This window comes from Pantoea dispersa, from assembly GCF_035783935.1.
Lineage (GTDB): Bacteria > Pseudomonadota > Gammaproteobacteria > Enterobacterales > Enterobacteriaceae > Pantoea > Pantoea dispersa_C.
In genome coordinates this window covers 612,393-637,329 of the sequence record NZ_JALKOV010000001.1, presented here as the reverse complement: position 1 = coordinate 637,329, position 24,937 = coordinate 612,393, and the positions used below count along the sequence as shown (strand labels likewise).

Below are 24,937 nucleotides of genomic sequence, written 5' to 3'. Positions count from 1 at the left end.
GGCAAAATCGGATTACTCCCCGAATGGCGCTTTGTTGCGCAACGCTGTTATTTTTCGCCAACCTGTTGCATTAACGATAAATTTCTCATTTTCAGCGGGTTAGGCTGACTTTTTGTTGCGCAACGCCCGGTGATTTTATTTTGTGGCGGCGATGGCAAAAAGCGGGAAATTAGCGCGGTTCAGGCGGCTATTTCATCTATGCTGGGTCATCAGCGCAGCGCAAAAATAGCGTATTGCCCGCATAGATATGGATATTTCATTTTGCCCGCACGGGAAATGAAATCTTTTCGGTGATAATGTTACGCAAAAGTAAACAAAAGCATGAGGTCAATGATGAGCACTGAACGCAGCGTATTCTATATCTCCGACGGTACCGCCATCACTGCGGAAGTGCTGGGCCACGCGGTGCTGTCGCAGTTTCCGGTGAATACCAACAGCGTCACCCTGCCGTTTGTGGAAAATGTTCAGCGCGCCCAGGCGGTGAAAGCCCAGATCAACGCCCTGTTCCAGCAGAGCGGCGTGCGTCCGCTGGTGTTTTTCTCGATTGTCACGCCCGAGGTGCGCGACATCATTCTGGAGAGCGAAGGCTTCTGCCAGGACATCGTGCAGGCGCTGGTGGCGCCGCTGCAGAGCGAGCTGGGCGTGGCGTCGATGCCGGTGGCGCACCGCACCCACGGCCTGACCGCCAGTAACTTAGGCAAATATGATGCCCGCATCGCCGCGATTGATTACACCCTGGCGCACGATGACGGGATTTCACTGCGCGGGCTGGAGGACGCGCAGGTGATTCTGCTCGGCGTATCGCGCTGCGGCAAAACCCCAACCAGCCTGTATCTGGCGATGCAGTTCGGCGTGCGCGCGGCTAACTATCCGTTCATCGCCGACGATATGGATAACCTGAAGCTGCCGCCAGCGCTGCGCGCGCATCAGCATAAGCTGTTTGGCCTGACCATCGATCCGGAACGGCTGGCGGCGATTCGTCAGGAGCGCGCTGAAAATACCCGCTATGCGTCAATGCGTCAGTGCCGGCTGGAGGTCGGTGAAGTGGAGGCGCTGTTCCGCACCCATCAGATTCGCTATCTCAACAGCACCAATTACTCTGTCGAAGAGATCGCCACCAAAATCCTCGACATCATGGGCCTGCGCCGCAGCATGTACTGACCTCACCTGCCAGGTTGTAAAGCCTGGCTGCCGTCAGTAATGAATAGCCTTTTGATTTAGCTGGTTGAATTCACGGGCTAATGGTTTATTGTGATCATCATCACTTCCCGGTATTTCACCGCTGCGAAGAACAGATTTTTGAGAATCCCAATGAACAAAACTGATGAACTGCGCACCGCGCGCATCGGCACGCTGCTGACGCCGGCCGCGCTGGCGCAACAACACCCCATTTCGGCGGCGATTGCCGCTAACGTTACCGCCGCGCGTCAGCGTATCGCGCGCATCCTGACCGGTGAAGATCCACGCCTGCTGGTGATTATCGGCCCCTGCTCGCTGCACGATCCCAAGGCCGCGCTGGAGTACGCAGAGCGTCTCAATCTGCTGCGTGAACAGCACAAGGACCGGCTGGAAATTGTGATGCGCGCTTACTTTGAGAAGCCGCGCACCGTGGTCGGCTGGAAGGGTCTGATTTCCGATCCGGATCTCGATGGCAGCTTCGACGTCAACCGCGGCATCGCTATCGCGCGCCAGCTGCTGCTGGATATCAACGCCATCGGCATGCCAACCGCCACGGAGTTTCTCGATATGGTGATCGGCCAGTTTATTGCCGACCTGATCAGCTGGGGGGCGATTGGCGCGCGCACCACCGAGAGCCAGATTCACCGTGAAATGGCCTCGGCGCTCTCCTGCCCGGTCGGCTTCAAGAATGGTACCGACGGCAACGTGCAGATCGCGGTGGATGCGATTCGCGCCGCGCGCGTCAGCCACATGTTCCTGTCACCCGACAAAACCGGGCAGATGACGATTTACCAGACCAGCGGCAACCCGCACGGTCACGTGATCCTGCGCGGCGGGCGTCAGCCGAACTATCACGCTGAAGATGTGGCCGCTGCAGCCGCCAACCTGCGCGACTTCAACCTGCCGGAACAGCTGGTGATCGACTTCAGCCACGGTAACTGCCTGAAGCAGCATCGCCGTCAGCGCGATGTGGCACAGGACGTGGCGGCGCAGATTCGTGCCGGTTCACGGGCGGTCGCTGGCGTAATGATTGAGAGTTTCCTGCAGGAAGGTAATCAGAAAGTGGTGAGCGGCCAGCCGCTGACGTACGGCCAGTCGATTACCGATCCGTGCCTCGGCTGGGACGACAGCGCCGAGGTGCTGGCGCTGCTGGCGGCCGCCGTTGACAGCCGCTTCTGATGGTCACTAGCTGGAGCAGCTCACCTCCAGCGTTTTCCCCCACTCTGGCGGCCGCTGACGCAACTCTGCGCTGATGGCCGCCTCGTTATACGGCTGCTGCAGTGCCTGATGCAAGCTGGCCAGCGCCGCCGTTTCTCCCTGCTCAACCTCATCGATCACCTGCTGAGCCAGGTAGTTGCGCAATACCAGCGCCGGGTTTGCCGCTTTCATCACTGCCTGGCGCTGCGAATCGCTGACGCCATCCTGCAGCAGACGCTGGCGGTAGTCGTGATACCAGCGATCGAACGCCTCGCGATCGATAAACTCGTCACGCAGCGGCGAACGCGTCTCCGCCTGCTGCGTCTCGCTCAGCAGGCGGAACGTCAGCGTGTAATCGCTATGTTCAGCACTCATCAGCGCCAGCAGACCGGTGAGAATGGCGTTATCCCCGGCATCCGCGGTCAGCAGCCCGAGTTTCGCACGCATCTTCTCGCCCCACATCTGCATTAGCTCGCTCTCATAATGGCTGAGCGCCTGTTTCAACTGCTCCGTGCTCAGCAAACCGGACAGCGCATGTGCCAGACGGTTAAGATTCCACAAGCCGATCATCGGCTGGTTGCTGAAGGCGTAGCGCCCCTGATAATCGCTGTGGTTGCAAATGAAATCCGGGTTGTAGTCGTCAAGGAATCCGTAAGGACCGTAATCGAGCGTCAGGCCGAGGATCGACATGTTGTCGGTGTTCATCACACCATGGGCAAACCCGACGCTCTGCCACTGCGCAATCAGGCGGGCGGTGCGTTTGACGATATCGGTAAACCACAGCAGGTAGCGATCGGCTTCCTGCTCCAGCTGCGGCCAGTGATGATAGATTGCGTAGTCGGCCAGCTGGCGCACTTTCTCCGGCTCACCGCCGTAATAGAAATGCTCGAAGTGGCCAAAGCGCAAATGGCTGTCAGCGATGCGCATCAGCATGGCGCCGCGCTCACGGGTTTCACGCTGGACCGGTTCGTCGCCAATGGCCAGCGCCAGCGCGCGCGTGGTGGGAATACCGAGATGGTGCAGCGCTTCCGAGGCGAGAAATTCACGCACGCTGGAGCGGATCACCGCGCGGCCATCGCCCATGCGTGAATAGGGAGTCAGGCCCGCGCCTTTCAGGTGCCAGTCGAGCTTGCGGCCATCGTCAAGCTGCTGTTCGCCAAGCAGCAGACCGCGGCCGTCGCCCAGCTGACCGGCCCACACGCCAAACTGATGCCCGCTGTAAACCTGCGCCAGCGGCGACATGCCGGGCAGTAGCGCGGCGCCATACCAGACGCCGTGGCCCTGGCCGGTAAACAGCGCGGCATCCAGCCCCATCTCCTGCGCCAGCGGCGCGTTGTGGTAGCACAGACGCCCCCCGGCGAGCGGCGTTGGGTCCAGCGCGGTATAGAATCCCGGCAACGCCTGCTGCCAGCTATTAATGAATTGCATCGACACTCCGTAAGGTGCGCAACGCTGCGCCACCCGCATTGAGTTTAAAAGATAAAGCGTAGTCTACCGCCGGGTTGACGGAGAAGACAGGTGAAAGGTTACTGCTGTGAAGGTGTGGTCAGCGTGACGTGCGGATAGATGAGATCGCTTAACCGTTCTGCTTTGACCACCGGGAACAGACTGCCCTGCAGCTGTGCGCCACTCAGGGTGCTGACTTTCTCCAGCAGCGCATTATCGTCGACGCCACAAATAATTATTTGCGGGGCATAACCGGCAAAATTATCGATAACAGTCTGAATAAAAGGCGTAAATGAGGCACGTTTCGCCAGCCCCTGAATAAACGCCTTGTCCATTTTTAACACGCTAAACAGATTTTCGTATACCGCAGTGGCGGGTGATTTCCCCGCGCCAAATTGGGAAAGGGATAAGCGGAATTCCTGTTGCAGCTGTGCTAACAGCGGCTGTTTTCTGCCAGCCGATAATTGCGGAAACGTTTCGCTGATATCCAGCACAATAAAGGGGAGCTGTTTAAATTTCCTTAAGAGAAACTCACTGGCCAATAGCGTTGCGGCCATTGATTCATCAATACGAACCAGCGCGATAATTTGATGTAACTCAAAAAAGTCCCGGTACTTTTCCAGCAGTACCAGCTGACTTTGCAGTAACCGTAATTGCTGTGCATCGTCAAGTTGCGGCAACAGCAGGTCCTGCGGCAGCGTAATAGGGGCGCTGTCGTGCACGAACTGGGTAACCAGCTCGACCGCAGTCAGCTGGCCCGCCAGTGAATAGGCAGGATAAAACCAGGTTTCCGACTGATAGTCGGCAGATAAATGGACTTTCATTTTTACAGCCAGATGCAGTGGCAATTGGCGCATCGTATATCAATGAAAACGGTCAGGCAATAGGACCAAACGTTAGAAGAGACCCCGTTTTCTGTCTAATTACCGACTTTTCTGCATTAAATAATACTTAAGCCAAATGATCCGGGTTAATGTCCGCACGAATTTAATTCATTACGTCCTATTTTTAGTAGCAAACCCGATTTCGGTAAAGTGCCATTTTAAATGAGAGTTATATCTGAGGAAAAAAAACAATTAAATCGCGGCCAAACCCATCAGCTTATTACGCCTTTTTTTAACACTAATGGGTTAGGCGGATCAGATGCGCCGTGCCTGCCAGAATACTTTGCGCCAGTAAACGTTATCCAGCGATGAACGGATCACGCCCTGGCTGGTGGACGCGTGAATGAAGGTGTTGTCGGTGTCATAGATGCCGACGTGCAGGCCATTCTCGCCGCTGCCGGTTTTGAAAAACACCAGATCGCCAGGCAACAAATCACGCTTGTCGATGCGTGTGCCGATGTCAGTCTGGTCAATCGTTGAACGCGGCAGCTGCAGGTCAAAACGGTCACGGAAGGTCAGATAGACAAAGCCGGAACAATCCACGCCGCCACGGCTTAAACCGCCATAGCGATACGGCGTACCGCGCCAGCGGCTGAGCTGATCGTTGAGTTGCGCAATCACGGTGATGGAATCTGACAGGCGGCCGTTGGGTGGCGGCGCGTGATGGCTACAGCCCGCCAGCAGCAACACAAGGAGAAACAGGGTTAGCCGCATCAGAATAGTCCTTAAAAACATCGTCCGGCTGACACTGTAGCGACAAAGCGGCGCGGCGCGCAAGTCAGGGAAGATAAAGCAGCGGCCCCTGTGGCGTCTCCAGCTGCACGAATTCGGCCTGATAAAGCGGTGCCAGCCGCCCGGCGGTCAGCACCTCACGGGCCCTGCCCTGACTGACCACGCGGCCCTGATGCATCAGCCAGACGCGATCGGCGTGGCGCAGGCTGTGGTTGAGATCGTGTCCGCTGGCCACAATGGCGATGCCGGCCTGGCTTAGCTGCATTAACAGCCTGTCCACCGCGCGCTGCTGCGCGATGTCGAGTGCGGTCAGCGGCTCATCCAGAATCAGTAACGCCCCGCGCGGGTTAATCGCCGGATGAATCTGCAGTATCACCGCGGCCAGGCGCACCCGCTGCCACTCCCCGCCGGAAAGCTGCGCCAGCGGGCGCGTCAGCTTATCCTGCAGGCCGAGCTGCTGCAGCAGGTCGATGAGCGTGGCCTGCGCCTCTGTGCCCGCCAGCGGGCTGTGCAGGCGCAGATAGTGCCACACCGGCAACGTGGCGGGCGCCGGCTGCTGCTGGGGAAGCCAGGCGCGCAGCTGCGCCAGGGCCGCTCCCGACCAGCTGCGCAGCGGCTGACCGGCCAGCGTCAGCTGCCCATCGGCGTCGAGCAAGCCCGCGAGCGTGGTCAGCAGCGTACTTTTTCCGGCGCCGTTGGGCCCGACCACGTGCACCCGCTCACCGCGGCTGAGCGAGAGATCTGCCGCGTGCAGTCGTCCGGGCACGCGCAGATCCTGGCACTGCAGCAGCATTCAGGCCGCCAGCGCCTGCTCAATGCGTTTGAGAATGATCGGATCGTCCGGCGTCATGTCCGGTGAGAAGCGCGCAATCACTTCACCCTGTTTATTGATGAGGAACTTCTCGAAATTCCACAGGATGTCGCCTGGCGCTTTCGGCGCGCGGCCTTTGCTCTCCATGCGCTCAAGAAAACCGCTGCCAGCCGGACGTTCGGCTTCCGGCTGCGCAGCCACCAGCTGGCGATACAGCGGATGGCGCTGCTCGCCGTTAACGTCGGTTTTATCGAACATCGGGAACGTCACGCCATAAGTGGTGCTGCAGAACGTTTTAATCTCTTCATTGGTGCCCGGCTCCTGCTCAAGAAACTGGTTGCAGGGAAAGCCCAGCACGCTGAACGCTTTGTCCTGCCACGCTTTCTGCAGCGACTCTAACTGCTCATACTGCGACGTCAGGCCGCATTTTGATGCCACGTTAACCACCAGCAGTACCTTGCCCTGAAACTGTGCCAGCGTGGTTTTGTCACCGTCCAGCGTAACCAGCTCTGTCTGATAAAGGCTCATCGTCGATTCCTGTTGTTAATTGCACTGTGCCAGCCGCAGCTAGCGCGAAGACTTCACTAATAACATGATAAACAGCGGCGCGCCGAGCGTGGCGGTGACCACGCCAATCGGCAGCTCGGCCGAGGTGAGCACCAGCCGTGCCAGAATGTCCGCCGCCAGCAGCACCGCCGCACCGGCCAGCGCCGCGGCCGGCAGCAGATAGCGGTGATCGCTCAGGCCGCTGAGGCGCAGCAGGTGCGGGATCACCAGCCCAATAAAACCAATCGCGCCCGCCATCGCCACGCTGACGCCCACCAGCCAGCCCATCGCCAGCACCAGCAGGTTACGCCACAGTAGCAGCGGCAGACCGAGCTGCCGCGCGGAGACCTCTCCCAGCGCCAGCAGATTGAGCGTACGGGCGCTGGTCAGCAGCGCCAGCGTCACCGGCAGCAGCGCCAGCATCATCCAGCCGTAGCGCCAGTCGATGCCGCTAAAGCCGCCCATCATCCAGTACATCAGCTGGCGCAGATCGAGGCTGGTGCTAAAGTACACCGCCCACGTCATGATGGCGCTACAGATAATGCCGAGCGCCACGCCGGTCAGCAGCAGGCGGCTGGCCGACAGCTGCCGGTGGGCAAAATGCAGCAGGATCAGGGTAATCAGCAGTGCGCCCGCCATCGCCGCCAGCGCCAGGCTCCACAGCGCGCCATTGCCCAGCAGCACCGCGAGTACCAGCCCGATGCCGGCGCCGTTGGAGACGCCCAGCAGCCCCGGCTCCGCCAGCGGATTGTTGAACAGCGCCTGCATCACCACACCGCACACCGCCAGCGCCGCGCCAACCAGCAGCACCGCCAGGGTGCGCGGCAGGCGCAGCTGCCAGACGAACAGATCGCCGCTGGCTGAAAACCACTGTAGTGGAGAAAGCCAGCTGTCGCCCGCGCACAGGCTGATTACCAGCAGCAGCAGCACGGCGGCAGTGAGCGCGCCAAGCCAGCGCCGGCTGCGACGGTCGGCCTGATGGGCCAGCTGATCCAGCAAAGTCATAAGTAAGATTGGCTGAGAAAACAGAGATGTGATTGTAGAGGGATTACGGCAAAAAGAAAGCAGCAGCTGCCGCGCTGCGCCTGACGATTTGCGCGCATAAAAAAGGCCGCTACGCGGCCTTTTTGTCATACTGAAATCAGTCAGCATCCTTGGGTGACGCGTTCTCCACGCGACTTTTCAACTTCTGCCCTGGACGGAATGTCACCACGCGGCGGGCGGTGATTGGAATATCTTCCCCCGTCTTCGGGTTACGGCCCGGACGCTGGTTTTTGTCACGCAGATCAAAATTACCAAATCCGGACAGTTTTACCTGTTCTCCGTTTTCCAACGCGCGGCGAACTTCTTCGAAAAAAAGCTCTACCAACTCTTTGGCATCGCGTTTGCTCAACCCGAGTTTTTCAAACAGGTACTCTGACATTTCAGCTTTTGTAAGCGCCATAGGTTCAATCCCTCAAGGTTGCCTGGAATCGCTCTTTTAATGCTGCAACGCATTTGGCAACGGTCGCAGCAATCTCCTCTTCTTCGAGTGTCCGGCTGGTATCCTGCAAAATCAGGCTAATCGCGAGGCTCTTTTCACCCTCGTTTACGCCCTTACCACGGTACACGTCAAACAAGTTTACGCCAACTACCTGATTTACGCCAACTTTCTTACACTCCGCGATGATATCTGCTGCGGGCACATTTTCAGCCACCACCACAGCGATGTCACGGCGGTTTGCCGGGAAGCGTGAGATCTCGCGCGCGTCAGGCAGGACGCGGTCTGCGACCTTATTCCAAAGCAGTTCAAACACTAAGGTGCGGCCGTTAAGATCCAGCTTACGTTCCAGCTCCGGATGAACCACCCCGATAAATCCGATTCGTTCGCCGGCTAAATAAATGCCTGCGCTCTGTCCTGGATGCAGCGCAGGGTGGGTGTCTGCACGGAACGAAATCGCGTCGGTTTTACCGGTCAAATCCAGCAGCGACTCTAAATCGCCTTTCAAATCATAGAAGTCAACCGTCTGGCGCGCCAGATCCCAATGCTCTTCGTAACGGTTACCGCTCAGCACGCCTGCCAGCATAAGATCCTGGCGAATGCCGAGATCGGCCTGCGTATCAGGCACAAAGCGTAAACCGCTCTCAAACAGGCGCACACGGCTCTGCTGACGGTTCTGGTTATACACCACGGCACTGAGCAAACCGGTCCACAGCGACAGGCGCATCGCCGACATATCGCTGGAAATCGGGCTGGGCAGAATCAGCGCTTCTTCGCCTGGATGCAGCAGCTGCTGCACTTTCGGATCGACAAAGCTGTAGGTGATCGCTTCCTGATAGCCTTTATCCACCAGCAGGGTTTTAGCGCGCTTCAGCGACAGATCGGCTTCGCGGTGCTGAGTCATCAGCAGGCTGGCTTTCACCGGCACATCCGGAATGTTGTTGTAGCCGTAGACGCGCGCCACTTCTTCAACCAGATCTTCTTCGATGGCCATATCGAAGCGCCAGCTCGGGGCGACGGCCTGCCATTCGCCGTTGCCGACCGTGACGTCACAGCCAAGGCGGGTCAGGATATCGGTCACCTGCTCATCCGCAATCACGTGGCCAATCAGGCGGTCCAGCTTCTCACGGCGCAGCGTAATGGTGGCGCGCACCGGCAGTTTGCTGGCGTCGGTCTGATCGATAACCGGGCCGGCTTCGCCGCCGCAAATCGCCAGCAGCAGCTGTGTCGCACGCTCCAGTGCCTTGTGCTGCAGCGCCGGATCGACACCGCGCTCGTAGCGGTGGGAAGCATCGGTATGCAGACCATGACGACGCGCACGGCCGGTGATCGCCAGCGGCTCGAAGAACGCGCACTCGAACAGCACGTTTTGCGTCGCTTCATTGACGCCGGAGTGCTCACCGCCGAAGATGCCGCCCATCGCCAGCGCTTTGTGGTGGTCAGCAATCACCAGCGTGTCGCTGTGAAGAGTGGCTTCGCTGCCGTCGAGCAGCGTCAGGGTTTCTCCCTCTTTCGCCATGCGCACCACGATACCGCCGTCAATCCGGTCGAGATCGAAGGCGTGCATCGGCTGACCGAGCTCCAGCAGCACATAGTTGGTGATATCCACCACCGGATCGATCGAGCGGATACCGCAGCGGCGCAGTTTTTCGCGCATCCACAGCGGCGTTTCCGCTTTCACGTTCACGCCTTTTACCACGCGGCCGAGGTAGCGCGGGCAGGCATCAGTAGCGTCTACGCGAATCGGGAAGGTGTCGCTGAGGGTGGCTTTAACCGGCTCGATGACCGGCGCCTGCAGCGGCAGACCGTTGAGCACCGCGACATCGCGTGCGATACCGATGATACCGAGGCAGTCGGCACGGTTCGGCGTCACGCTGATTTCGATGGTGTTGTCATCCAGCTGCAGGTACTGGCGAATATCGGTGCCGATCGGCGCATCCGCTGGCAGCTCGATAATACCGTTGTGATCGTCAGAAATACCCAGCTCGGAGAACGAGCACAGCATGCCTTCTGACGGCTCACCGCGCAGTTTTGCCGCTTTGATTTTGAAATCACCCGGCAGCACGGCACCGACGGTCGCCACGGCCACTTTCAGGCCCTGACGGCAGTTTGGCGCGCCGCAGACGATATCCAGCAGGCGATCGCCACCAACGTTGATTTTGGTCACGCGCAGCTTGTCGGCATTCGGGTGCTGGCCGCACTCCACCACTTCACCCACCACCACGCCATGAAAGGCACCGGCAACCGCATCAACGCCGTCGACTTCCAGACCGGCCATGGTGATTTGCTCAGACAGCGCAGCGCTGTCCAGGGCTGGATTTACCCATTCGCGTAACCAGAGTTCACTGAATTTCATTGGATAACCTGCCCTTATTTAAATTGTTTGAGGAAACGTAAATCGTTTTCGAAGAAGGCGCGCAGATCGGTCACACCGTAGCGCAGCATGGTCAGACGCTCCATGCCCATACCGAAGGCGAAGCCGGAGTAGATTTCCGGATCGATACCCACGTTGCGCAGCACGTTTGGATGCACCATGCCGCAGCCCAGCACTTCCAGCCATTTGCCGTTTTTGCCCATCACGTCCACTTCCGCGGACGGTTCGGTGAACGGGAAATAGGACGGGCGGAAGCGAATCTGCAGGTTCTCTTCGAAGAAGTTGTTCAGGAAGTCGTGCAGCGTGCCTTTCAGATTGGTGAAGCTGATGTCTTTATCGACGATCAGGCCTTCCATCTGATGGAACATCGGGGTGTGCGTCTGATCGTAATCGTTACGGTAAACGCGGCCCGGCGCGATGATACGAATCGGCGGCTGCTGATTTTTCATGGTGCGGATCTGCACGCCCGACGTCTGGGTACGCAGCAGGCGCGTGGCGTCGAACCAGAACGTGTCATGGTCAGCGCGTGCCGGGTGATGACCCGGAATATTCAGCGCATCGAAGTTGTGATAATCGTCTTCAATTTCCGGACCGGTCGCCACCGCAAAACCCAACTCGCCGAAAAAGGTTTCGATACGATCGATGGTGCGGGTCACCGGATGCAGACCGCCATTCTCAACGCGGCGGCCAGGCAGCGACACGTCGATGGTTTCTGCCGCCAGACGGGCGTTCAGTGCCGCGCTTTCCAGCGTATCTTTGCGCGCGTTGAGGCGGTCCTGCACCTGCTGTTTGGCTTCGTTGATGACCGCACCGGCCGCCGGGCGCTCTTCCGCTGGCAGTTCACGCAGGGTGGTCATTTGCAGCGTCAGGTGCCCTTTTTTACCCAGAAATTCGACGCGCACGGCGTCCAGGGCGGCGATATCCGACGCCTCGTCGATGGCGGCCGTGGCACGGGCCACCAGGTCTGCGAGTTGGGACATGATTTCCTCTTCTTCCAGCCGGGCTGGTCAGTTCTCGTTGGGATCGTGCGATCCGATTAAGTGTCGCCGGAAACAAAAAAGCCTCCACGAGGGAGGCTTTCAGCGCGATTTTTCGTTTCTTTTCTTATGCGCAAAAGCCCCTGACGATCAGGCGCTAAAGTAAAAAAAGAAACGGAAAATAGCAGCGTGCATGCTTGCGTTACCTTGTCTTGATAGAAACCGCACTATTGAAATGCCCTGCGGCTAAAATGTCAATCTTTTGCGTGGGTTGCAGGCAATAAAAAAGGGAGCAAGCTCCCTTTTTTACCTGACTTACGCCAGAGCTGATTTTGCCTTTTCAACCAGTGCAGTGAATGCCACTTTGTCGAATACAGCGATGTCAGCGAGGATTTTACGGTCGATTTCAATGGACGCTTTTTTCAGGCCATTGATGAAACGGCTGTAAGAGATGCCGTTCTGACGCGCCGCAGCGTTGATACGTGCGATCCACAGCTGACGGAACTGACGCTTACGCTGACGACGGTCGCGGTAAGCATACTGACCAGCTTTGATAACAGCCTGGAAGGCAACGCGGTAAACACGTGAACGTGCACCATAGTAGCCTTTAGCTTGTTTTAAGATTTTCTTGTGACGTGCGCGAGCAATTACACCACGTTTTACGCGAGCCATGTGAGCTCTCCTATATCATATTCTGTGATTTCCCCATCATCTTTCGTGCCGCAGTGGCGTTGGCTGCCTTCATTCATCCCGGTCACTTACTGATGTAAGCGCAGGGATTCATTCCGTTGCCGCCTGACTGCAACCCGAAATCTATCGGGGAATTAAAAAAAGGGTTTACTTATGCGTACGGCAGGCAGGCAACAACCAGACCCAGATCGCCTTTAGACACCATGCCTTTTGGACGCAGGTGACGTTTACGCTTGGTAGACTTTTTAGTCAGAATATGACGCAGGTTTGCGTGCTTACGCTTGAAGCCGCCAGAAGCGGTCTTCTTGAAGCGCTTAGCGGCGCCACGTACAGTTTTAATCTTTGGCATTTTTACAAATATCCACTTCGCATTGTTAATAAAATGAACCAGACAGGCGAATAAAATTCCGCGCAGCGCGAACGCTGCGCGGCATTATTACTTGAAAGCCTACTGTTTCTTCTTAGGTGCGAGCACCATAATCATCTGGCGGCCTTCGATCTTCGTCGGGAAGGATTCGACCACTGCCAGTTCATTCAGATCTTCTTTCACGCGGTTAAGCACTTCCATACCGATCTGTTGGTGCGCCATCTCACGACCACGGAAACGCAGCGTGATTTTGGCTTTATCGCCCTCTTCCAGAAAACGAATCAGGCTGCGGAGTTTTACCTGATAGTCGCCTTCATCGGTACCAGGACGGAATTTGATTTCCTTGACCTGGATAACTTTTTGCTTCTTCTTCTGTTCCTTAGAAGATTTGCTCTTTTCATAAAGGAACTTGCCGTAATCCATAATGCGGCAAACCGGCGGTTCGGCGTTCGGGCTAATTTCAACTAAATCTACGCCAGCTTCTTCTGCTTTCTCAATCGCTTCGCGCAGTGAGACAATGCCAAGTTGCTCGCCGTCTACGCCAGTTAAGCGCACTTCGGTGGCACGGATTTCGCCGTTGATACGGTTCGGACGCGTCGGTTGTACTCGTTTTCCGCCTTTAATAACCTTATTCCTCTAATTGGTGAAGATGTCGGCTGCGAATCTCTTGTTGCAGCTTCTCAACAAACACATCTACGTCCATGCTCCCGAGGTCTTTACCACGGCGGGTGCGCACGGCAACTTTGCCTGCTTCCACCTCTTTCTCACCGCAGACCAGCATATAAGGGACGCGACGTAATGTGTGCTCGCGGATTTTAAAGCCTATCTTCTCGTTTCTCAAGTCTGCTTTGACACGAATGCCAGCATTCTGCAATTTCTTCGTCAATTCACTGACATATTCTGCCTGGCCGTCGGTGATATTCATCACCACAGCCTGCACCGGCGCCAGCCAGCTCGGGAAGAAACCGGCGAACTCTTCGGTCAGAATCCCGATGAAGCGTTCCATTGAGCCAAGAATCGCACGGTGAATCATCACTGGCGTCTGACGGTCGTTGGTTTCGCCCACGTAGGTGGCATCCAGACGTTTTGGCAGGGAAAAGTCTAGCTGAACAGTGCCGCACTGCCAGGCGCGATCGAGACAATCGTGCAGGGTAAACTCAATTTTCGGGCCGTAGAAGGCGCCTTCACCCGGCTGATACTCGAACGGAATGTTGTTCTCTTTCAGCGCTTCGGCGAGATCCACTTCGGCACGATCCCACATTTCATCGCTGCCAATGCGTTTTTCAGGACGCGTCGACAGTTTCACCACGATCTTCTCAAAACCGAAGGTGCTGTACATGTCGTACACCATGCGGATGCAGCTGTTCACTTCATCACGCACCTGATCTTCGGTACAGAAAATGTGGGCGTCATCCTGCGTGAAGCCGCGTACGCGCATCAGACCGTGCAGCGCACCTGACGGTTCGTTACGGTGACAGCTACCAAACTCCGCCATACGCAGCGGCAGGTCGCGGTACGATTTCAGACCCTGATTAAAGATCTGCACGTGACCCGGACAGTTCATCGGCTTGATGCAGTATTCACGGTTCTCAGACGACGTGGTGAACATCGCTTCTTTGTAGTTTTCCCAGTGCCCGGTTTTTTCCCACAGCACACGGTCCATCATAAACGGACCTTTCACTTCCTGGTAGTCGTACTCTTTCAGCTTGGTGCGCACAAACACTTCCAGCTCGCGGAAGATGGTCCAGCCGTCGTTGTGCCAGAACACCATGCCCGGTGCTTCTTCCTGCATGTGGTAGAGATCAAGCTGCTTACCGATTTTACGGTGATCGCGTTTCGCGGCCTCTTCGAGGCGCTGCAGATACGCCGCCAGCTGCTTCTTATCCCCCCAGGCCGTACCGTAAATACGCTGCAGCATTTTGTTGTCGCTGTTGCCGCGCCAGTACGCACCGGAGATTTTCTGCAGTTTAAAGTGGTGGCAGAAACGCATATTCGGCACGTGCGGACCGCGGCACATGTCGATGTATTCTTCATGATGATACAGGCCAGGACGATCGTCATGGCTGATGTTTTCGTCAAGAATGGTGGTTTTATAGCTTTCGCCACGCGCGGCAAACACGTCACGCGCTTCCTGCCAGCTCACCTTCTTCTTCACGACGTCGTAATTGGTCTCTGCCAGCTGGTGCATGCGCTTTTCCAGCTGCTCAAGATCTTCCTGCGTCAGCGTATGGTCGAGATCGACATCATAATAGAAGCCGTTATCGATAACCGGGCCGATGGCCATTTTGGTGTTCGGCCACAGCTGTTTAATCGCATGCCCTAACAGGTGCGCACAGGAGTGACGAATGATCTCCAGACCGGCTTCATCTTTGGCGGTAATAATTGCGACCTGCGCATCAGTGGTGATCGGATCGACCGCATCCACCAGCTCGCCATTGACGCGACCGGCGATACAGGCTTTCGCCAGACCCGGACCGATATCCAGCGCAATATCCATCACGCTGACCGGACGGTCGAATACGCGCTGGCTGCCATCAGGAAGAGTAATTACTGGCATTTCATATCCTTAATTGCAGTGGTAAGCCACACGAAAGCCTACATGCAACATTGAGTTCTGGTTTGGTTTACCTGGCGTGATGTCAGACCCACATTGTCGGAATGACGCCAGGCGCGTAAAGCGGCAACGATGATAACAGCTTTCCGCAGTGAGCAAAACCCAGGAAGAAATGCGCTAAGCCAAAGAGAGATCAAAAAAAACCGCCGCGCGGCACTGGCCGGGCGACGGTTGGATAATCCGCGCTCGCTTACATCGCGTAAGAGAGCTGGACCGTGGTTTTGGTGTCGGTACGGTCTGGCGCAGAGGCTGGCGGATTGTTGTTCCAGGTAACGTTGTAGCCCAGTTTCAGCGCGAAGTGGTCATTGATGGCCACCTGCAGCGCAGTTTCTGAGTTCAGCGTGGTGTCATCACCGAAGCTGCTCAGCACGGACACACCCTGGATGAATTTGGTGGTGTCAGTCAGCTGCCACTGGTAGCTCAGTGCGCCATAGCCCAGCGCTTTGGTTTCGTGGCCGCCATCGTGGAAGTCATCGTAACGCACACCCGGACCGAATTCAGCACGCAGCGAGTGCACCGGACCGTTCAGAATCTGACGACCGTAACCGGCGGTCAGCACATCGCGTGAATCATAACCGTTCAGGCGATCGCTCAGCCAGCTTGCCTGACCGAACAGGTAGTCGGCGCTGTTGAGGTTGTAACGGCTACGGCCACCGATGTTGTAGGTTTCTGAAGAACGCTCATCGTTAGATGAGGTGTTCGCGGCGTTGCCCCACAGGCTGTACGCCGTTGAGGTCTGATACCAGGTCATGCTGGTCGACGCCGTCAGGGATGAGCTGGTGGTGTTACCGGTCTGCGCCAGGTAACCGGCTGACGCGGTGCCTTCGAACGGTTTTTTTGCCGTAGAAGGGTCATCCATTGAGGTGAAGACTGCGTTATCTGCAAAGGCCTGGTGACAAAATGCTCCGGCGGAGAGCAACAGAACAGCGGACAGCTTATTAAAGGCTTTCATTAAAAGGTAACCCGTACGACAGTTGAAAAAGAGATGAGTCTGGAGAAATTCCCCGGGCAATCAATGCAATTTACGGTAAGTTTTGTAAAAAAGTATGAAAGCACCAGAATCGCCAGGTTTTGCGCTGGCACCGCGTGTGGATTGGGAATCTTCCCATTTCCGGTGCGCATTATAGGCGGCAAATACCCAAATAGCAGCCTAAATGCTACAAGAATTTTCTGCGCCACCTGACAGGACTTTACGCTGTCAGCAGGGCGGCGGTTGTGCAGAATTCGCTCTATCGGAGGCGCTGGTCTACGCTGAAATCTGTTCGATAACAATGAGGTGAAAAGATGAGCGATCTCGACCTTAAGCGTTACATTGTCACTTTCCGCTATCAGGAAAAGGGGCTCAGCGATCTGCAGGCGCTGAACAGTGCCATGGTGAACGGTGGCTACAGCACCACGCTGCACGATGAGGACGGTCATCCGCATGAGCTGGGCACTAACAGCTTTGGCATCGTCAGCGCGCTGGAGAAACAGGCGCTGGCCGAACACGCAGCGGGGATCGCCGCGGTGGCGCTGGACCAGCAGCCGGAGGTTGACGTCACCACGCTGGATGCGTTTCTCAAGGCCCAAGCCTGACGCACCACGCAAATTGCATATTGCCGCTGGAGTTGTGCAAGTTTTGCGCGTTACAATCGATCTTACGCAGCGAATAAAGAGGATTACCCGATGTGGTCAGCCATTAGTCGTCTGTTAAGCGAATATGCCGGCGATGCCGACATTACGGAACGCCATGAATTGCCCGGTGGCGATGTACACCCCGCGTGGCGCCTGCGCTACGGTGAGCTGGAGGTGTTCGTCAAATGTAATACGCGCGACATGCTGACGCTGTTCAGCTGGGAAGCCGATCAGCTGGATCTGCTGGCGCGGACGCAGACGGTGCGCGTGCCGAAGGTTTACGGCGTCGGCAACGATCGTGATACCAGCTTTCTACTGCTGGAGTACATTCCCCCTCAGCCGCTCGACGCGCACAGCGCCTTTCAGCTCGGCCAGCAGCTGGCGCATCTGCACCAGTGGAGCGAGCAACCGCAGTTTGGTCTCGACTTTGACAACAACATCACCACCACGCCACAGCCCAACAGCTGGCTGCGCCGCTGGTCGGTGTTTTTCGCCGAACAGCGCATCGGCTGGCAGCTACAGCTGGCGGCGGAAAAAGGCGTGCACTATGGCGACATGGAATTGATTGTCGACTGTGTGCAGCGCAGCCTGGCGAACCACCATCCGCAGCCTTCGTTACTGCATGGCGATCTGTGGCCGGCTAACTGCGCCGGTAGCGCCAGCGGTCCGTGGCTCTTTGATCCTGCCTGCTACTGGGGCGATCGCGAATGCGACCTGGCGATGCTCAGCTATTATGCCGATCTGCCGCGCCAGATTTACGAAGGGTATCACGCCGTCTGGCCGCTGCCGGAGGGCTTCTCGCAGCGCCAGCCGGTGTATCAGCTCTACTATCTGCTAAACCGCGCCAACGTGTTTGGCGGCAACTGGGCCGGCGAAGCGCAGTTCGCGATCGGCCAGTTGCTGGATGAGGATGCGCTGGGTCAGCGTCAGGCCAGACCGGCCTGATGCGTTACAGCATGCCGAGCAGTTTTAATACAAAGTAACCGGCGACGGCGATGATCACCGGCAGGATATACAGCGGAAAAATCTGCAGCAAAATGGTGTGGCGCGGCACGTGGATTTTCTCTTCCAGCTGCGCCCGCGTGCGCCCTTCACTGCCCTTCGCCTGCTCCAGAATCATCTGGTCTTCAATGCCTTCTTTGATATGGCGCGCCTGACGACCCATGCGTGCGCCTGACGCCTGCAGAGCGATGCCCACGAATATCAGGATATAGATCAGCCAGAAGCCAATATTGGCCCCGCCGTTGAACTCCGGCACCGGCGAATTGTTCCAGAACACGTTGAGGAACGGCGTGTTGAACTTAATCATATCCACCATCACGTGCACGAAATCGAGCATCACGGCGTCAATGCCGGGCTGCTTTTCGCTGTGTTTGAACATGAAGCCCAGGATGGAGATAAGGGTGGATAACAGCGCCGGAATAAAAATCACCCAGCCAGCCACTCGCTTGAGGATGGCGATGCGGCCAGCCTGTTGATACGTCATGGTGTCTTCCCTTCACAAACAGTAGTTTTGCCCTAAGTCTACCTGCACTACCGTAAATTTTCCTGAAAAATGCGTAACCTGCCGTAAGTCGGTTTTCGCCGCCGGCCATGTTAAGGTAGGGCAAACTGTCAACGGAGCTGTTGTATGACCTATCGTCGCCCTGTGCTGGCCGCTATTTTTGATATGGATGGCTTACTGATTGATTCCGAACCGCTATGGGATCGCGCCGAGCTGGAAGTGTTTGCCAGCCTGAATGTGGACATTAGCCGCCGTCACGAACTACCGGATACGCTCGGCCTGCGCATCGATCAAACCGTGCGCATGTGGTACGAAGCGCTGCCGTGGAACGGGCCGGATCAGGCCGAAGTCACTCAGCGCATTATTGCCCGCGCGCTGGCGCTGGTCGAAGAGACGCGGCCGCTGTTGCCTGGCGTTGTGCAGGCGCTGCAGCTGTGTCAGCAGCAGGGCCTGACGATTGCGCTGGCCTCGGCGTCACCGATGCACATGCTGGAACGCGTGCTGGAGATGTTCGATCTGCGGCACTACTTTAGCGCCCTTGCCTCAGCAGAAGCGCTGCCTTACAGCAAACCGCATCCGCAGGTCTATCTCGATGCTGCGGCAAAGCTGGGGGTTGATCCGCTCAACTGCGTGGCGCTGGAAGACTCGTTCAACGGCATGATCGCCAGTAAAGCCGCACGCATGCGCTCGATTGTGGTGCCCGCTGCCGACCATCGCCACGACGCGCGCTGGACGCTGGCCAATGTGCAGCTGGAGAGCCTGGCACAGCTGCAGGCGCAACATCTGTTTAACTGAGCGGTGGGCCACGCGCGATAACCGGTCTGCTGTGTCGCATTATCACTACGTGAGAAAGTAAGCCAGACCGTTCATTTCCCGCGCTTTTTTCAGGCGCGGGCAGCGAAAAAAATTCACTCTTCGTTACAGCGTCACCGTTCTCATTTACTGGATAAATCCCTATACTGGATGCATCGACAGTTTTTGCAGCCAGGTTTCATCATGACGGCCGAAGGCCACATCATTTTCGCCATCGCCAGTGCCATTTTTGCCAAACGCGCCGAACTGACGCCCGTGATGGCCAGCGCCGACTGGTGGCATCTGGTGCCGGCTGCACTGCTCACCTGTCTGCTGCCGGATATCGATCACCCCAAATCGGTGCTGGGCCAGCGGCTGAGGTGGCTGTCACAGCCCATCGCTCGCGCGTTCGGCCATCGCGGCTTTACCCACAGCCTGCTGGCGGTGGCGGTCAGCCTGTGGCTGTTTCAGATTAACGTGCCGGCCGACTGGTTCCTGCCAGCGGACGTGTTACAGGGCATGACGCTCGGTTATCTCAGCCACATTGTCGCCGATATGCTGACGCCCGCCGGCGTGCCGCTGCTGTGGCCGTGCCGCTGGCGCTTCCGCCTGCCTTTACTGAACAGTCAGAAAGGCAATCAGCTGGAACGTGCGCTGTGCCTGGCGCTGGTGGGTTATGCGCTGTGGTTTCCGCCGGGTATGCCGTCGTTTGGCGCCAATGGCTGGCCGGAACAGCTGTTCAACAACCTGCAGAACGGGATTGGCCGGCTGGTTAACGGCAGCGCGCGCTGATATCCACATCGAAGGTTGCTGAAAAAATCGCCTTAAATTCCATTTAGTTATAATCCAGACGATTTAGATATATTGTTCCCGCAGGGCCAACTGGTACCATGCCGCGACAGTTACAGAGGATCCCTCTGCTATTTTCGGTTACGCGGTGCGATCGCGTGGCGACCTTCAGGAGTTAACAATGAATATTCCTCTGATCCTCAACATCGTGGCATTTGTCGCGCTGCTGATTGCGCTTAACCGCGTCGGCAACCAGAGCTGGAGCCTGTCGAAGCGTGTGCTGACTGGCCTGGTGCTGGGGGTGATTTTTGGCCTGGCGCTGCAGGCCATTTATGGCGAAAACAGCCCGGTGGTGAAAGAGTCAATTGGCTGGTTTAACATCGTCGGCAACGGCTATGTGCAGCTGCTGCAGATGATTGTGATGCCGCTGGTGTTTGCCTCGATTCTCAGTGCGGTCGCGCGGCTGCATAATGCCTCGTCGCTGGGCAAAATCAGCGTGCTGACCATCGGCGTGCTGCTGTTCACCACCGCCATTTCCGCGCTGGTGGGCGTGCTGGTAACCGGTCTGTTCCACCTGAGTGCGGAAGGTCTGGTACAGGGTGCGCAGGAAACCGCGCGTCTCAGCGCCATCCAGAGCAACTACGTCGGTAAAGTCGCCGATCTGAGTACGCCGCAGCTGCTGCTCTCCTTTATCCCGAAAAACCCGTTTGCCGATCTGGCCGGCGCCAATCCGACGTCGATCATCAGCGTAGTGATTTTCGCCGCCTTCCTCGGTGTGGCGGCACTGCAGCTGCTGAAAGATGACAAAGCCAAAGGCGAGCGCGTGCTGGTGGCGATCGATACCCTGCAATCCTGGGTCATGAAGCTGGTGCGTCTGATCATGAAGCTGACGCCGTACGGCGTGCTGGCGCTGATGACCAAAGTGGTTGCCGGTTCCAACCTGCAGGACATTATCAAGCTGGGCGGTTTCGTGGTGGCCTCGTATCTCGGCCTCGCGATTATGTTTGGCGTCCACGCGCTGCTGCTGTCGATCAACGGCATCAACCCGCTGCGCTTCTTCCGTAAAGTGTGGCCGGTGATCACCTTCGCTTTCACCAGCCGCTCCAGCGCCGCCAGTATTCCGCTGAACGTGGAGACGCAGACGCGCCGTCTGGGCGTACCGGAATCCATCGCCAGCTTCTCGGCCTCATTTGGCGCCACCATCGGCCAGAACGGCTGTGCCGGTCTCTATCCCACTATGCTGGCGGTGATGGTAGCGCCGACCGTGGGCATCAACCCGTTTGATCCGGTGTGGATCGCTACGCTGGTCGGTATTGTCACCCTGAGCTCAGCCGGTGTAGCGGGCGTCGGTGGCGGCGCGACCTTTGCCGCGCTGATCGTGCTGCCGGCGATGGGCCTGCCGGTCACGCTGGTGGCGCTGCTGATCTCCATTGAGCCGCTGATTGATATGGGCCGTACCGCGCTCAACGTCAACGGTTCGATGACCGCCGGTTCACTGACCAGCCGCTGGCTGGGGATGACCGACAAGAAAGTGCTGGAAAGCGACGAACACGCGGAACTGGCGCACCGCTGACAGACGCGCTATTCCGCAACGGCAGGCCGGTTAAGCCTGCCGTTTTTTTTTGCCGTTTCTGCACATTTTTGCCCAATCGTGGCGCGCACGTCAGGAAATCGTTAAGCATGGTAAGCAGAGGAAAAATCGCCGGTTTTTCGCTTGAGTTTGCCCGCTGAAAGGCGAATGCTGCGGGGAGTTACCGCAGGAGAACCCCCATGAGAAACGTTATCGCCTCACTGCTGGCGTTAACCCTGTTAGCGCCGACCGTTAGTTTTGCTCATCCCTGGGGCTGGGGTCCTGGCCCCGGCCCGCACTGGGGTGGACCGGGACCACGCTGGGGCCATCCCGGACCGCTGCGTTTTCTGCCAGAGGCCGCCACGGCGGTACTGATTGGCGGACTCACGTATTATCTGCTCAACGGGAACTACTATCAGCGCCACGGCGATACCTACGTGGTGGTCGAGCCCCCGGCAGCGCCGCCGGTCAATGCGATGCGCGTACTGGATTACAACGGCAGACGTTATTACGTGCAGGATGGTCACTATTATCAGCGTGACATCGGCGGCAGCTATGTTGAGGTGCCGCGGCCCTATGGGCTGTAAGCGCACCAACAAAAACGGCCCGTCAGAGACGGGCCGTTTACTGTTCTGCTGCCGTTACTGCGCGGCTTGCGGGTCGGTATCGTAATCTTTACAGCTCTGGAAGCCGTAATTCATGACGCGACCGGTGTCGTTATAGCTCACGAAATAGGTCTGCGGCTTGCCATCGCGCTCACCGATCACATAGGTCTGGCAGGTACCGCGAGCGTGTACCATGGTGATTTCGGTAGAAGCCGGTCCGGCAATCTGGCGTACCTGTTCACGCGTCATGCCTTTTTTAACGTCCTTTACCACAGGCTTAGTCACGTAGCTTTCCGCACGATCGTAAGTTGTACAACCAGACAGGGCTGCCAGCGTCATTGCGGCAGCGATACATCCCAGCACTTTATTCATCTTGTTGTTCCTCATACATTGTCCATGTCTCACTAAGCCTGGAACATAATTCCAGATTTATCAACTCAATGGCTGCGCTTTCAGCGCATTGTTACGCGTCAGGATTTCGTAAAGATGCTGTGTTGCCGCCACCAGCTCCGTATAATCGCGGCGCAAGATACATCTTAAAGCGAAAAATAAAATTGAGGATCAATGACACCTGCACACCCTAACCGGCTGGTTTATGCCATCACGCTCGGCCTGCTGGCCGCGCTTGGCCCCCTTTGTATCGATCTCTATTTGCCCGCCCTGCCCGAGCTGGCACGCGATCTCGGCACTGAAACAGCGACGGCTCAGCTCAGCCTGACCGCCGGTCTGCTGGGGCTGGGTGCCGGACAGCTGCTGTTTGGTCCGATGAGCGACAAATTTGGCCGCATTCGGCCGTTGCTGCTGTCGCTGGCGCTGCTGTTTATCGCCTCGATTGGCTGTGCGCTGGCGAAGGATATTCATGCTTTACTGGTGGCGCGTCTGTTTGAAGGGCTGGCCGGTGCCGGCGGTGCGGTGCTGTCGCGCGCCATTGCCCGCGACATGTACAGCGGCCATGAGCTGACGCGCTTTTTCGCGCTGCTGATGCTGGTCAATGGCCTGGCGCCGATTGGTGCACCGGTGCTGGGCGGCGCGCTGATGACGGTGCTGAACTGGCGCGGCATCTTTGTGGTGCTGGGCGCAATTGCCGTGCTGCTTATTCTGCTGGCGCGCTGGAAGCTGCACGAAACCCTGCCCGCCGAACGCCGCAGCCAGGGATCGATCTTCTCTGCCTGGGCGGCGCTCGGCCAGGTCATCACCCACCGGCCATTCATGGGCTTCTGCCTGACGCAGGGCTTCATGATGTCCGGTATGTTTGCTTACATCGGCGCCTCGCCGTTTGTGCTGCAGCAGATTTACGGCCTGTCACCGCAGGCGTTCAGCCTGTGCTTTGCGGCGAACGGCATTGGCCTGGTGATTGCCTCGCAAACCAGTGCCCGGCTCTGTCCGCTGTGGGGCGAATACCGCGTGCTGAAAGGCGGTCTGACGCTGGCGTTTATTGCCTCCAGCTGCCTGCTGCTGGCCGGCGTGAGCGGCGCACCGCTGCCGCTGGTGCTGGTGGCGCTGTTCTTTACCATTGCCAGCAACGGCGTGATCGCCACTACCGCGTCATCACTGGCGATGCAGAGCCAGGGCCACCGCGCCGGCAGCGCTTCGGCGGTGATTGGCGTGGCGATGTTTTCGCTCGGCGCGCTCAGCGTACCGATCACCGGCCTCGGCGGTACTTCGGTGGTCAGCATGACCGCCACCATCTTTGGCTGCTTTATGCTGGCGATTGTGATGTTCAACCTGCTGGCGCAGAAGCCGAAAAGCGCCTGAATTGCCAGCAGAAACACCGCACAGTAAGCCGTTCGGCTTGTTGTTTTTCAGCGGAGGCGTTAGCTTAAACACAGGATTCGCATTGTGCCGTCAGGCTAAGACTTGAGGAGAGGTTCATGTCACTGCAGCAGGAAATCATTCAGGCCCTGGGTGTTAAGCCAGTTATCGACCCGCAGCAGGAGATCCGCGTCAGCGTCGATTTCCTGAAATCCTATCTGAAAGCCCACCCGTTTTTGAAAACGCTGGTGCTTGGCATCAGCGGCGGTCAGGACTCAACGCTGACCGGCAAGCTGGCGCAGACGGCCATCACTGAACTGCGTGAAGAGACCGGCGATCATGATTACGGTTTCATCGCCGTGCGCCTGCCGTATGGCGTGCAGGCTGATGAGCAGGATTGTCAGGATGCCCTGGCGTTTATCCAGCCGGACCGCACGCTGGTGGTCAACATCAAAGAAGCGGTGCTGGCCAGCGAGCGCGCGCTGCAGGAAGCGGGCATCGCGCTGTCAGATTTTGTGCGCGGCAACGAGAAAGCGCGCGAGCGCATGAAAGCCCAGTACAGCATTGCCGGCATGACCAAAGGCGTGGTGGTGGGCACCGATCACGCGGCTGAAGCGGTGACCGGCTTCTTTACCAAGTACGGCGACGGCGGCAGCGATATCAACCCGATCTTCCGCCTCAACAAGGGCCAGGGCAAACAGCTGCTGAAAGCGCTCGGCTGCCCGGAGCATCTTTATCTCAAGCACCCCACCGCCGATCTGGAGGACGATCGTCCCGGTCTGCAGGATGAAGTGGCGCTCGGCGTAACCTATCAGCAGATTGATGATTTCCTCGAAGGCAAAACCATCGATGCCGACGCGGCGAAAATCATTGAAGGCTGGTACACCAAAACCGAGCATAAACGCCGTCCGCCGATTACGGTGTTCGACGACTTCTGGAAGAAGTAACCCCAACGGCTTCCCGCGCGCTGCGGGAAGCCCGATCACGCCTCGCCGCTGGCGAGAAAACGCGCAC

At 57.6% G+C, this 24,937-nt stretch carries 27 protein-coding genes and 1 other annotated feature; of the genes, 10 read left to right on the top strand and 17 right to left on the bottom strand.

The window, feature by feature from the left end; all coding sequences use genetic code 11:
• Positions 1 to 333: 333 nt before the first annotated feature.
• Both MXF20_RS03175 and MXF20_RS03170 read left to right on the top strand, forming a co-directional pair.
• Positions 334 to 1,161, top strand: coding sequence for a pyruvate, water dikinase regulatory protein (locus MXF20_RS03175; protein ID WP_325967949.1), 828 nt, complete (start codon positions 334 to 336; stop codon positions 1,159 to 1,161).
• A 150-nt stretch (positions 1,162 to 1,311) separates the two neighbouring features.
• Positions 1,312 to 2,358 carry a 3-deoxy-7-phosphoheptulonate synthase gene (locus tag MXF20_RS03170; protein WP_021506238.1) on the top strand — a complete coding sequence of 349 codons (1,047 nt, stop codon included), beginning with the start codon at positions 1,312 to 1,314 and terminating at the stop codon, positions 2,356 to 2,358.
• 6 nt (positions 2,359 to 2,364) lie between these two features.
• Here the strand turns inward: MXF20_RS03170 and MXF20_RS03165 are convergent, their stop codons facing one another.
• The 15 genes from MXF20_RS03165 to MXF20_RS03095 all read right to left on the bottom strand — a co-directional run bounded on the left by MXF20_RS03165 (position 2,365) and on the right by MXF20_RS03095 (position 16,249).
• The gene (locus MXF20_RS03165) at positions 2,365 to 3,804 is read right to left on the bottom strand and encodes a protein adenylyltransferase SelO (RefSeq protein WP_325967634.1); all 1,440 of its coding nucleotides are present in this window, start codon (positions 3,802 to 3,804) and stop codon (positions 2,365 to 2,367) included.
• 98 nt (positions 3,805 to 3,902) lie between these two features.
• Positions 3,903 to 4,646 (bottom strand): EAL domain-containing protein, encoded by a 744-nt coding sequence (locus MXF20_RS03160; protein ID WP_325967633.1) that lies wholly within the window; start codon positions 4,644 to 4,646, stop codon positions 3,903 to 3,905.
• Between the two features lie 315 nt (positions 4,647 to 4,961).
• A complete protein-coding gene (locus MXF20_RS03155) occupies positions 4,962 to 5,420 on the bottom strand; it encodes an NlpC/P60 family protein (protein ID WP_325967632.1) in 459 nt (152 codons plus the stop codon).
• Between the two features lie 64 nt (positions 5,421 to 5,484).
• Positions 5,485 to 6,231 (bottom strand): vitamin B12 ABC transporter ATP-binding protein BtuD, encoded by a 747-nt coding sequence (gene btuD, locus MXF20_RS03150; RefSeq protein ID WP_325967631.1) that lies wholly within the window; start codon positions 6,229 to 6,231, stop codon positions 5,485 to 5,487.
• Entirely contained in the window at positions 6,232 to 6,777 is a 546-nt protein-coding gene (locus MXF20_RS03145) for a glutathione peroxidase (protein ID WP_325967630.1), read from the bottom strand. It lies immediately after the preceding gene.
• A gap of 39 nt (positions 6,778 to 6,816) precedes the next feature.
• Positions 6,817 to 7,800, bottom strand: coding sequence for a vitamin B12 ABC transporter permease BtuC (gene btuC, locus MXF20_RS03140; RefSeq protein ID WP_325967629.1), 984 nt, complete (start codon positions 7,798 to 7,800; stop codon positions 6,817 to 6,819).
• 136 nt (positions 7,801 to 7,936) lie between these two features.
• On the bottom strand, positions 7,937 to 8,239 hold the full coding sequence (gene ihfA / locus MXF20_RS03135) for an integration host factor subunit alpha (RefSeq protein WP_021506246.1): 303 nt from the start codon (positions 8,237 to 8,239) through the stop codon (positions 7,937 to 7,939).
• Positions 8,240 to 8,243: 4 nt separating this feature from the next.
• Positions 8,244 to 10,631, bottom strand: a complete 2,388-nt coding sequence (pheT, locus tag MXF20_RS03130; protein WP_325967628.1) for a phenylalanine--tRNA ligase subunit beta — start codon at positions 10,629 to 10,631, stop codon at positions 8,244 to 8,246.
• Between the two features lie 14 nt (positions 10,632 to 10,645).
• Positions 10,646 to 11,629: a phenylalanine--tRNA ligase subunit alpha gene (gene pheS / locus MXF20_RS03125; protein WP_325967627.1), complete on the bottom strand. Its 984-nt coding sequence runs from the start codon at positions 11,627 to 11,629 to the stop codon at positions 10,646 to 10,648.
• Positions 11,630 to 11,700: 71 nt separating this feature from the next.
• Positions 11,701 to 11,826 (bottom strand) — a sequence feature (Phe leader region).
• Positions 11,777 to 11,821 carry a pheST operon leader peptide PheM gene (gene pheM / locus MXF20_RS03120; protein ID WP_121626058.1) on the bottom strand — a complete coding sequence of 15 codons (45 nt, stop codon included), beginning with the start codon at positions 11,819 to 11,821 and terminating at the stop codon, positions 11,777 to 11,779. (Overlaps the previous feature by 45 nt.)
• 115 nt (positions 11,827 to 11,941) lie before the next feature.
• Entirely contained in the window at positions 11,942 to 12,298 is a 357-nt protein-coding gene (gene rplT / locus MXF20_RS03115) for a 50S ribosomal protein L20 (RefSeq protein WP_010616241.1), read from the bottom strand.
• Positions 12,299 to 12,467: 169 nt separating this feature from the next.
• A complete protein-coding gene (gene rpmI, locus MXF20_RS03110; RefSeq protein ID WP_006118955.1) occupies positions 12,468 to 12,665 on the bottom strand; it encodes a 50S ribosomal protein L35 in 198 nt (65 codons plus the stop codon).
• Positions 12,666 to 12,764: 99 nt separating this feature from the next.
• Positions 12,765 to 13,307 carry a translation initiation factor IF-3 gene (infC, locus tag MXF20_RS03105; RefSeq protein WP_058757673.1) on the bottom strand — a complete coding sequence of 181 codons (543 nt, stop codon included), beginning with the start codon at positions 13,305 to 13,307 and terminating at the stop codon, positions 12,765 to 12,767.
• Between the two features lie 4 nt (positions 13,308 to 13,311).
• Complete coding sequence (gene thrS / locus MXF20_RS03100; RefSeq protein WP_325967626.1) at positions 13,312 to 15,240, bottom strand: threonine--tRNA ligase; 1,929 nt, start codon at positions 15,238 to 15,240, stop codon at positions 13,312 to 13,314.
• Positions 15,241 to 15,487: 247 nt separating this feature from the next.
• The gene (locus tag MXF20_RS03095; RefSeq protein ID WP_325967625.1) at positions 15,488 to 16,249 is read right to left on the bottom strand and encodes a DUF481 domain-containing protein; all 762 of its coding nucleotides are present in this window, start codon (positions 16,247 to 16,249) and stop codon (positions 15,488 to 15,490) included.
• 332 nt (positions 16,250 to 16,581) lie between these two features.
• On the opposite strand from MXF20_RS03095, the gene ghoS reads away from it, so the two are divergent.
• On the top strand, positions 16,582 to 16,872 hold the full coding sequence (gene ghoS / locus MXF20_RS03090; RefSeq protein WP_325967624.1) for a type V toxin-antitoxin system endoribonuclease antitoxin GhoS: 291 nt from the start codon (positions 16,582 to 16,584) through the stop codon (positions 16,870 to 16,872).
• A gap of 90 nt (positions 16,873 to 16,962) precedes the next feature.
• On the top strand, positions 16,963 to 17,856 hold the full coding sequence (locus MXF20_RS03085; RefSeq protein WP_325967623.1) for a fructosamine kinase family protein: 894 nt from the start codon (positions 16,963 to 16,965) through the stop codon (positions 17,854 to 17,856).
• Positions 17,857 to 17,860: 4 nt separating this feature from the next.
• Here MXF20_RS03085 and MXF20_RS03080 read toward each other — a convergent pair whose 3' ends face one another.
• Positions 17,861 to 18,397 (bottom strand): YniB family protein, encoded by a 537-nt coding sequence (locus MXF20_RS03080; protein WP_058776249.1) that lies wholly within the window; start codon positions 18,395 to 18,397, stop codon positions 17,861 to 17,863.
• A gap of 144 nt (positions 18,398 to 18,541) precedes the next feature.
• Here MXF20_RS03080 and hxpB point away from each other — a divergent pair, with 144 nt between their 5' ends.
• From hxpB to MXF20_RS03060, 4 genes are all read left to right on the top strand, one after another.
• Positions 18,542 to 19,210, top strand: a complete 669-nt coding sequence (gene hxpB / locus MXF20_RS03075) for a hexitol phosphatase HxpB (RefSeq protein ID WP_325967622.1) — start codon at positions 18,542 to 18,544, stop codon at positions 19,208 to 19,210.
• A gap of 201 nt (positions 19,211 to 19,411) precedes the next feature.
• Positions 19,412 to 19,999 (top strand): metal-dependent hydrolase, encoded by a 588-nt coding sequence (locus MXF20_RS03070; protein ID WP_325967621.1) that lies wholly within the window; start codon positions 19,412 to 19,414, stop codon positions 19,997 to 19,999.
• Positions 20,000 to 20,177: 178 nt separating this feature from the next.
• Positions 20,178 to 21,569, top strand: coding sequence for an L-cystine transporter (locus MXF20_RS03065; protein WP_325967620.1), 1,392 nt, complete (start codon positions 20,178 to 20,180; stop codon positions 21,567 to 21,569).
• Positions 21,570 to 21,766: 197 nt separating this feature from the next.
• Positions 21,767 to 22,153, top strand: coding sequence for a DUF6515 family protein (locus MXF20_RS03060; protein WP_325967619.1), 387 nt, complete (start codon positions 21,767 to 21,769; stop codon positions 22,151 to 22,153).
• Between the two features lie 54 nt (positions 22,154 to 22,207).
• Here the strand turns inward: MXF20_RS03060 and osmE are convergent, their stop codons facing one another.
• The gene (gene osmE / locus MXF20_RS03055) at positions 22,208 to 22,543 is read right to left on the bottom strand and encodes an osmotically-inducible lipoprotein OsmE (protein ID WP_132462817.1); all 336 of its coding nucleotides are present in this window, start codon (positions 22,541 to 22,543) and stop codon (positions 22,208 to 22,210) included.
• 192 nt (positions 22,544 to 22,735) lie between these two features.
• On the opposite strand from osmE, the gene MXF20_RS03050 reads away from it, so the two are divergent.
• Both MXF20_RS03050 and nadE read left to right on the top strand, forming a co-directional pair.
• Positions 22,736 to 23,926 carry a multidrug effflux MFS transporter gene (locus MXF20_RS03050; RefSeq protein ID WP_325967618.1) on the top strand — a complete coding sequence of 397 codons (1,191 nt, stop codon included), beginning with the start codon at positions 22,736 to 22,738 and terminating at the stop codon, positions 23,924 to 23,926.
• A 116-nt stretch (positions 23,927 to 24,042) separates the two neighbouring features.
• Complete coding sequence (gene nadE / locus MXF20_RS03045; protein ID WP_325967617.1) at positions 24,043 to 24,870, top strand: ammonia-dependent NAD(+) synthetase; 828 nt, start codon at positions 24,043 to 24,045, stop codon at positions 24,868 to 24,870.
• Positions 24,871 to 24,937: the final 67 nt, after the last annotated feature.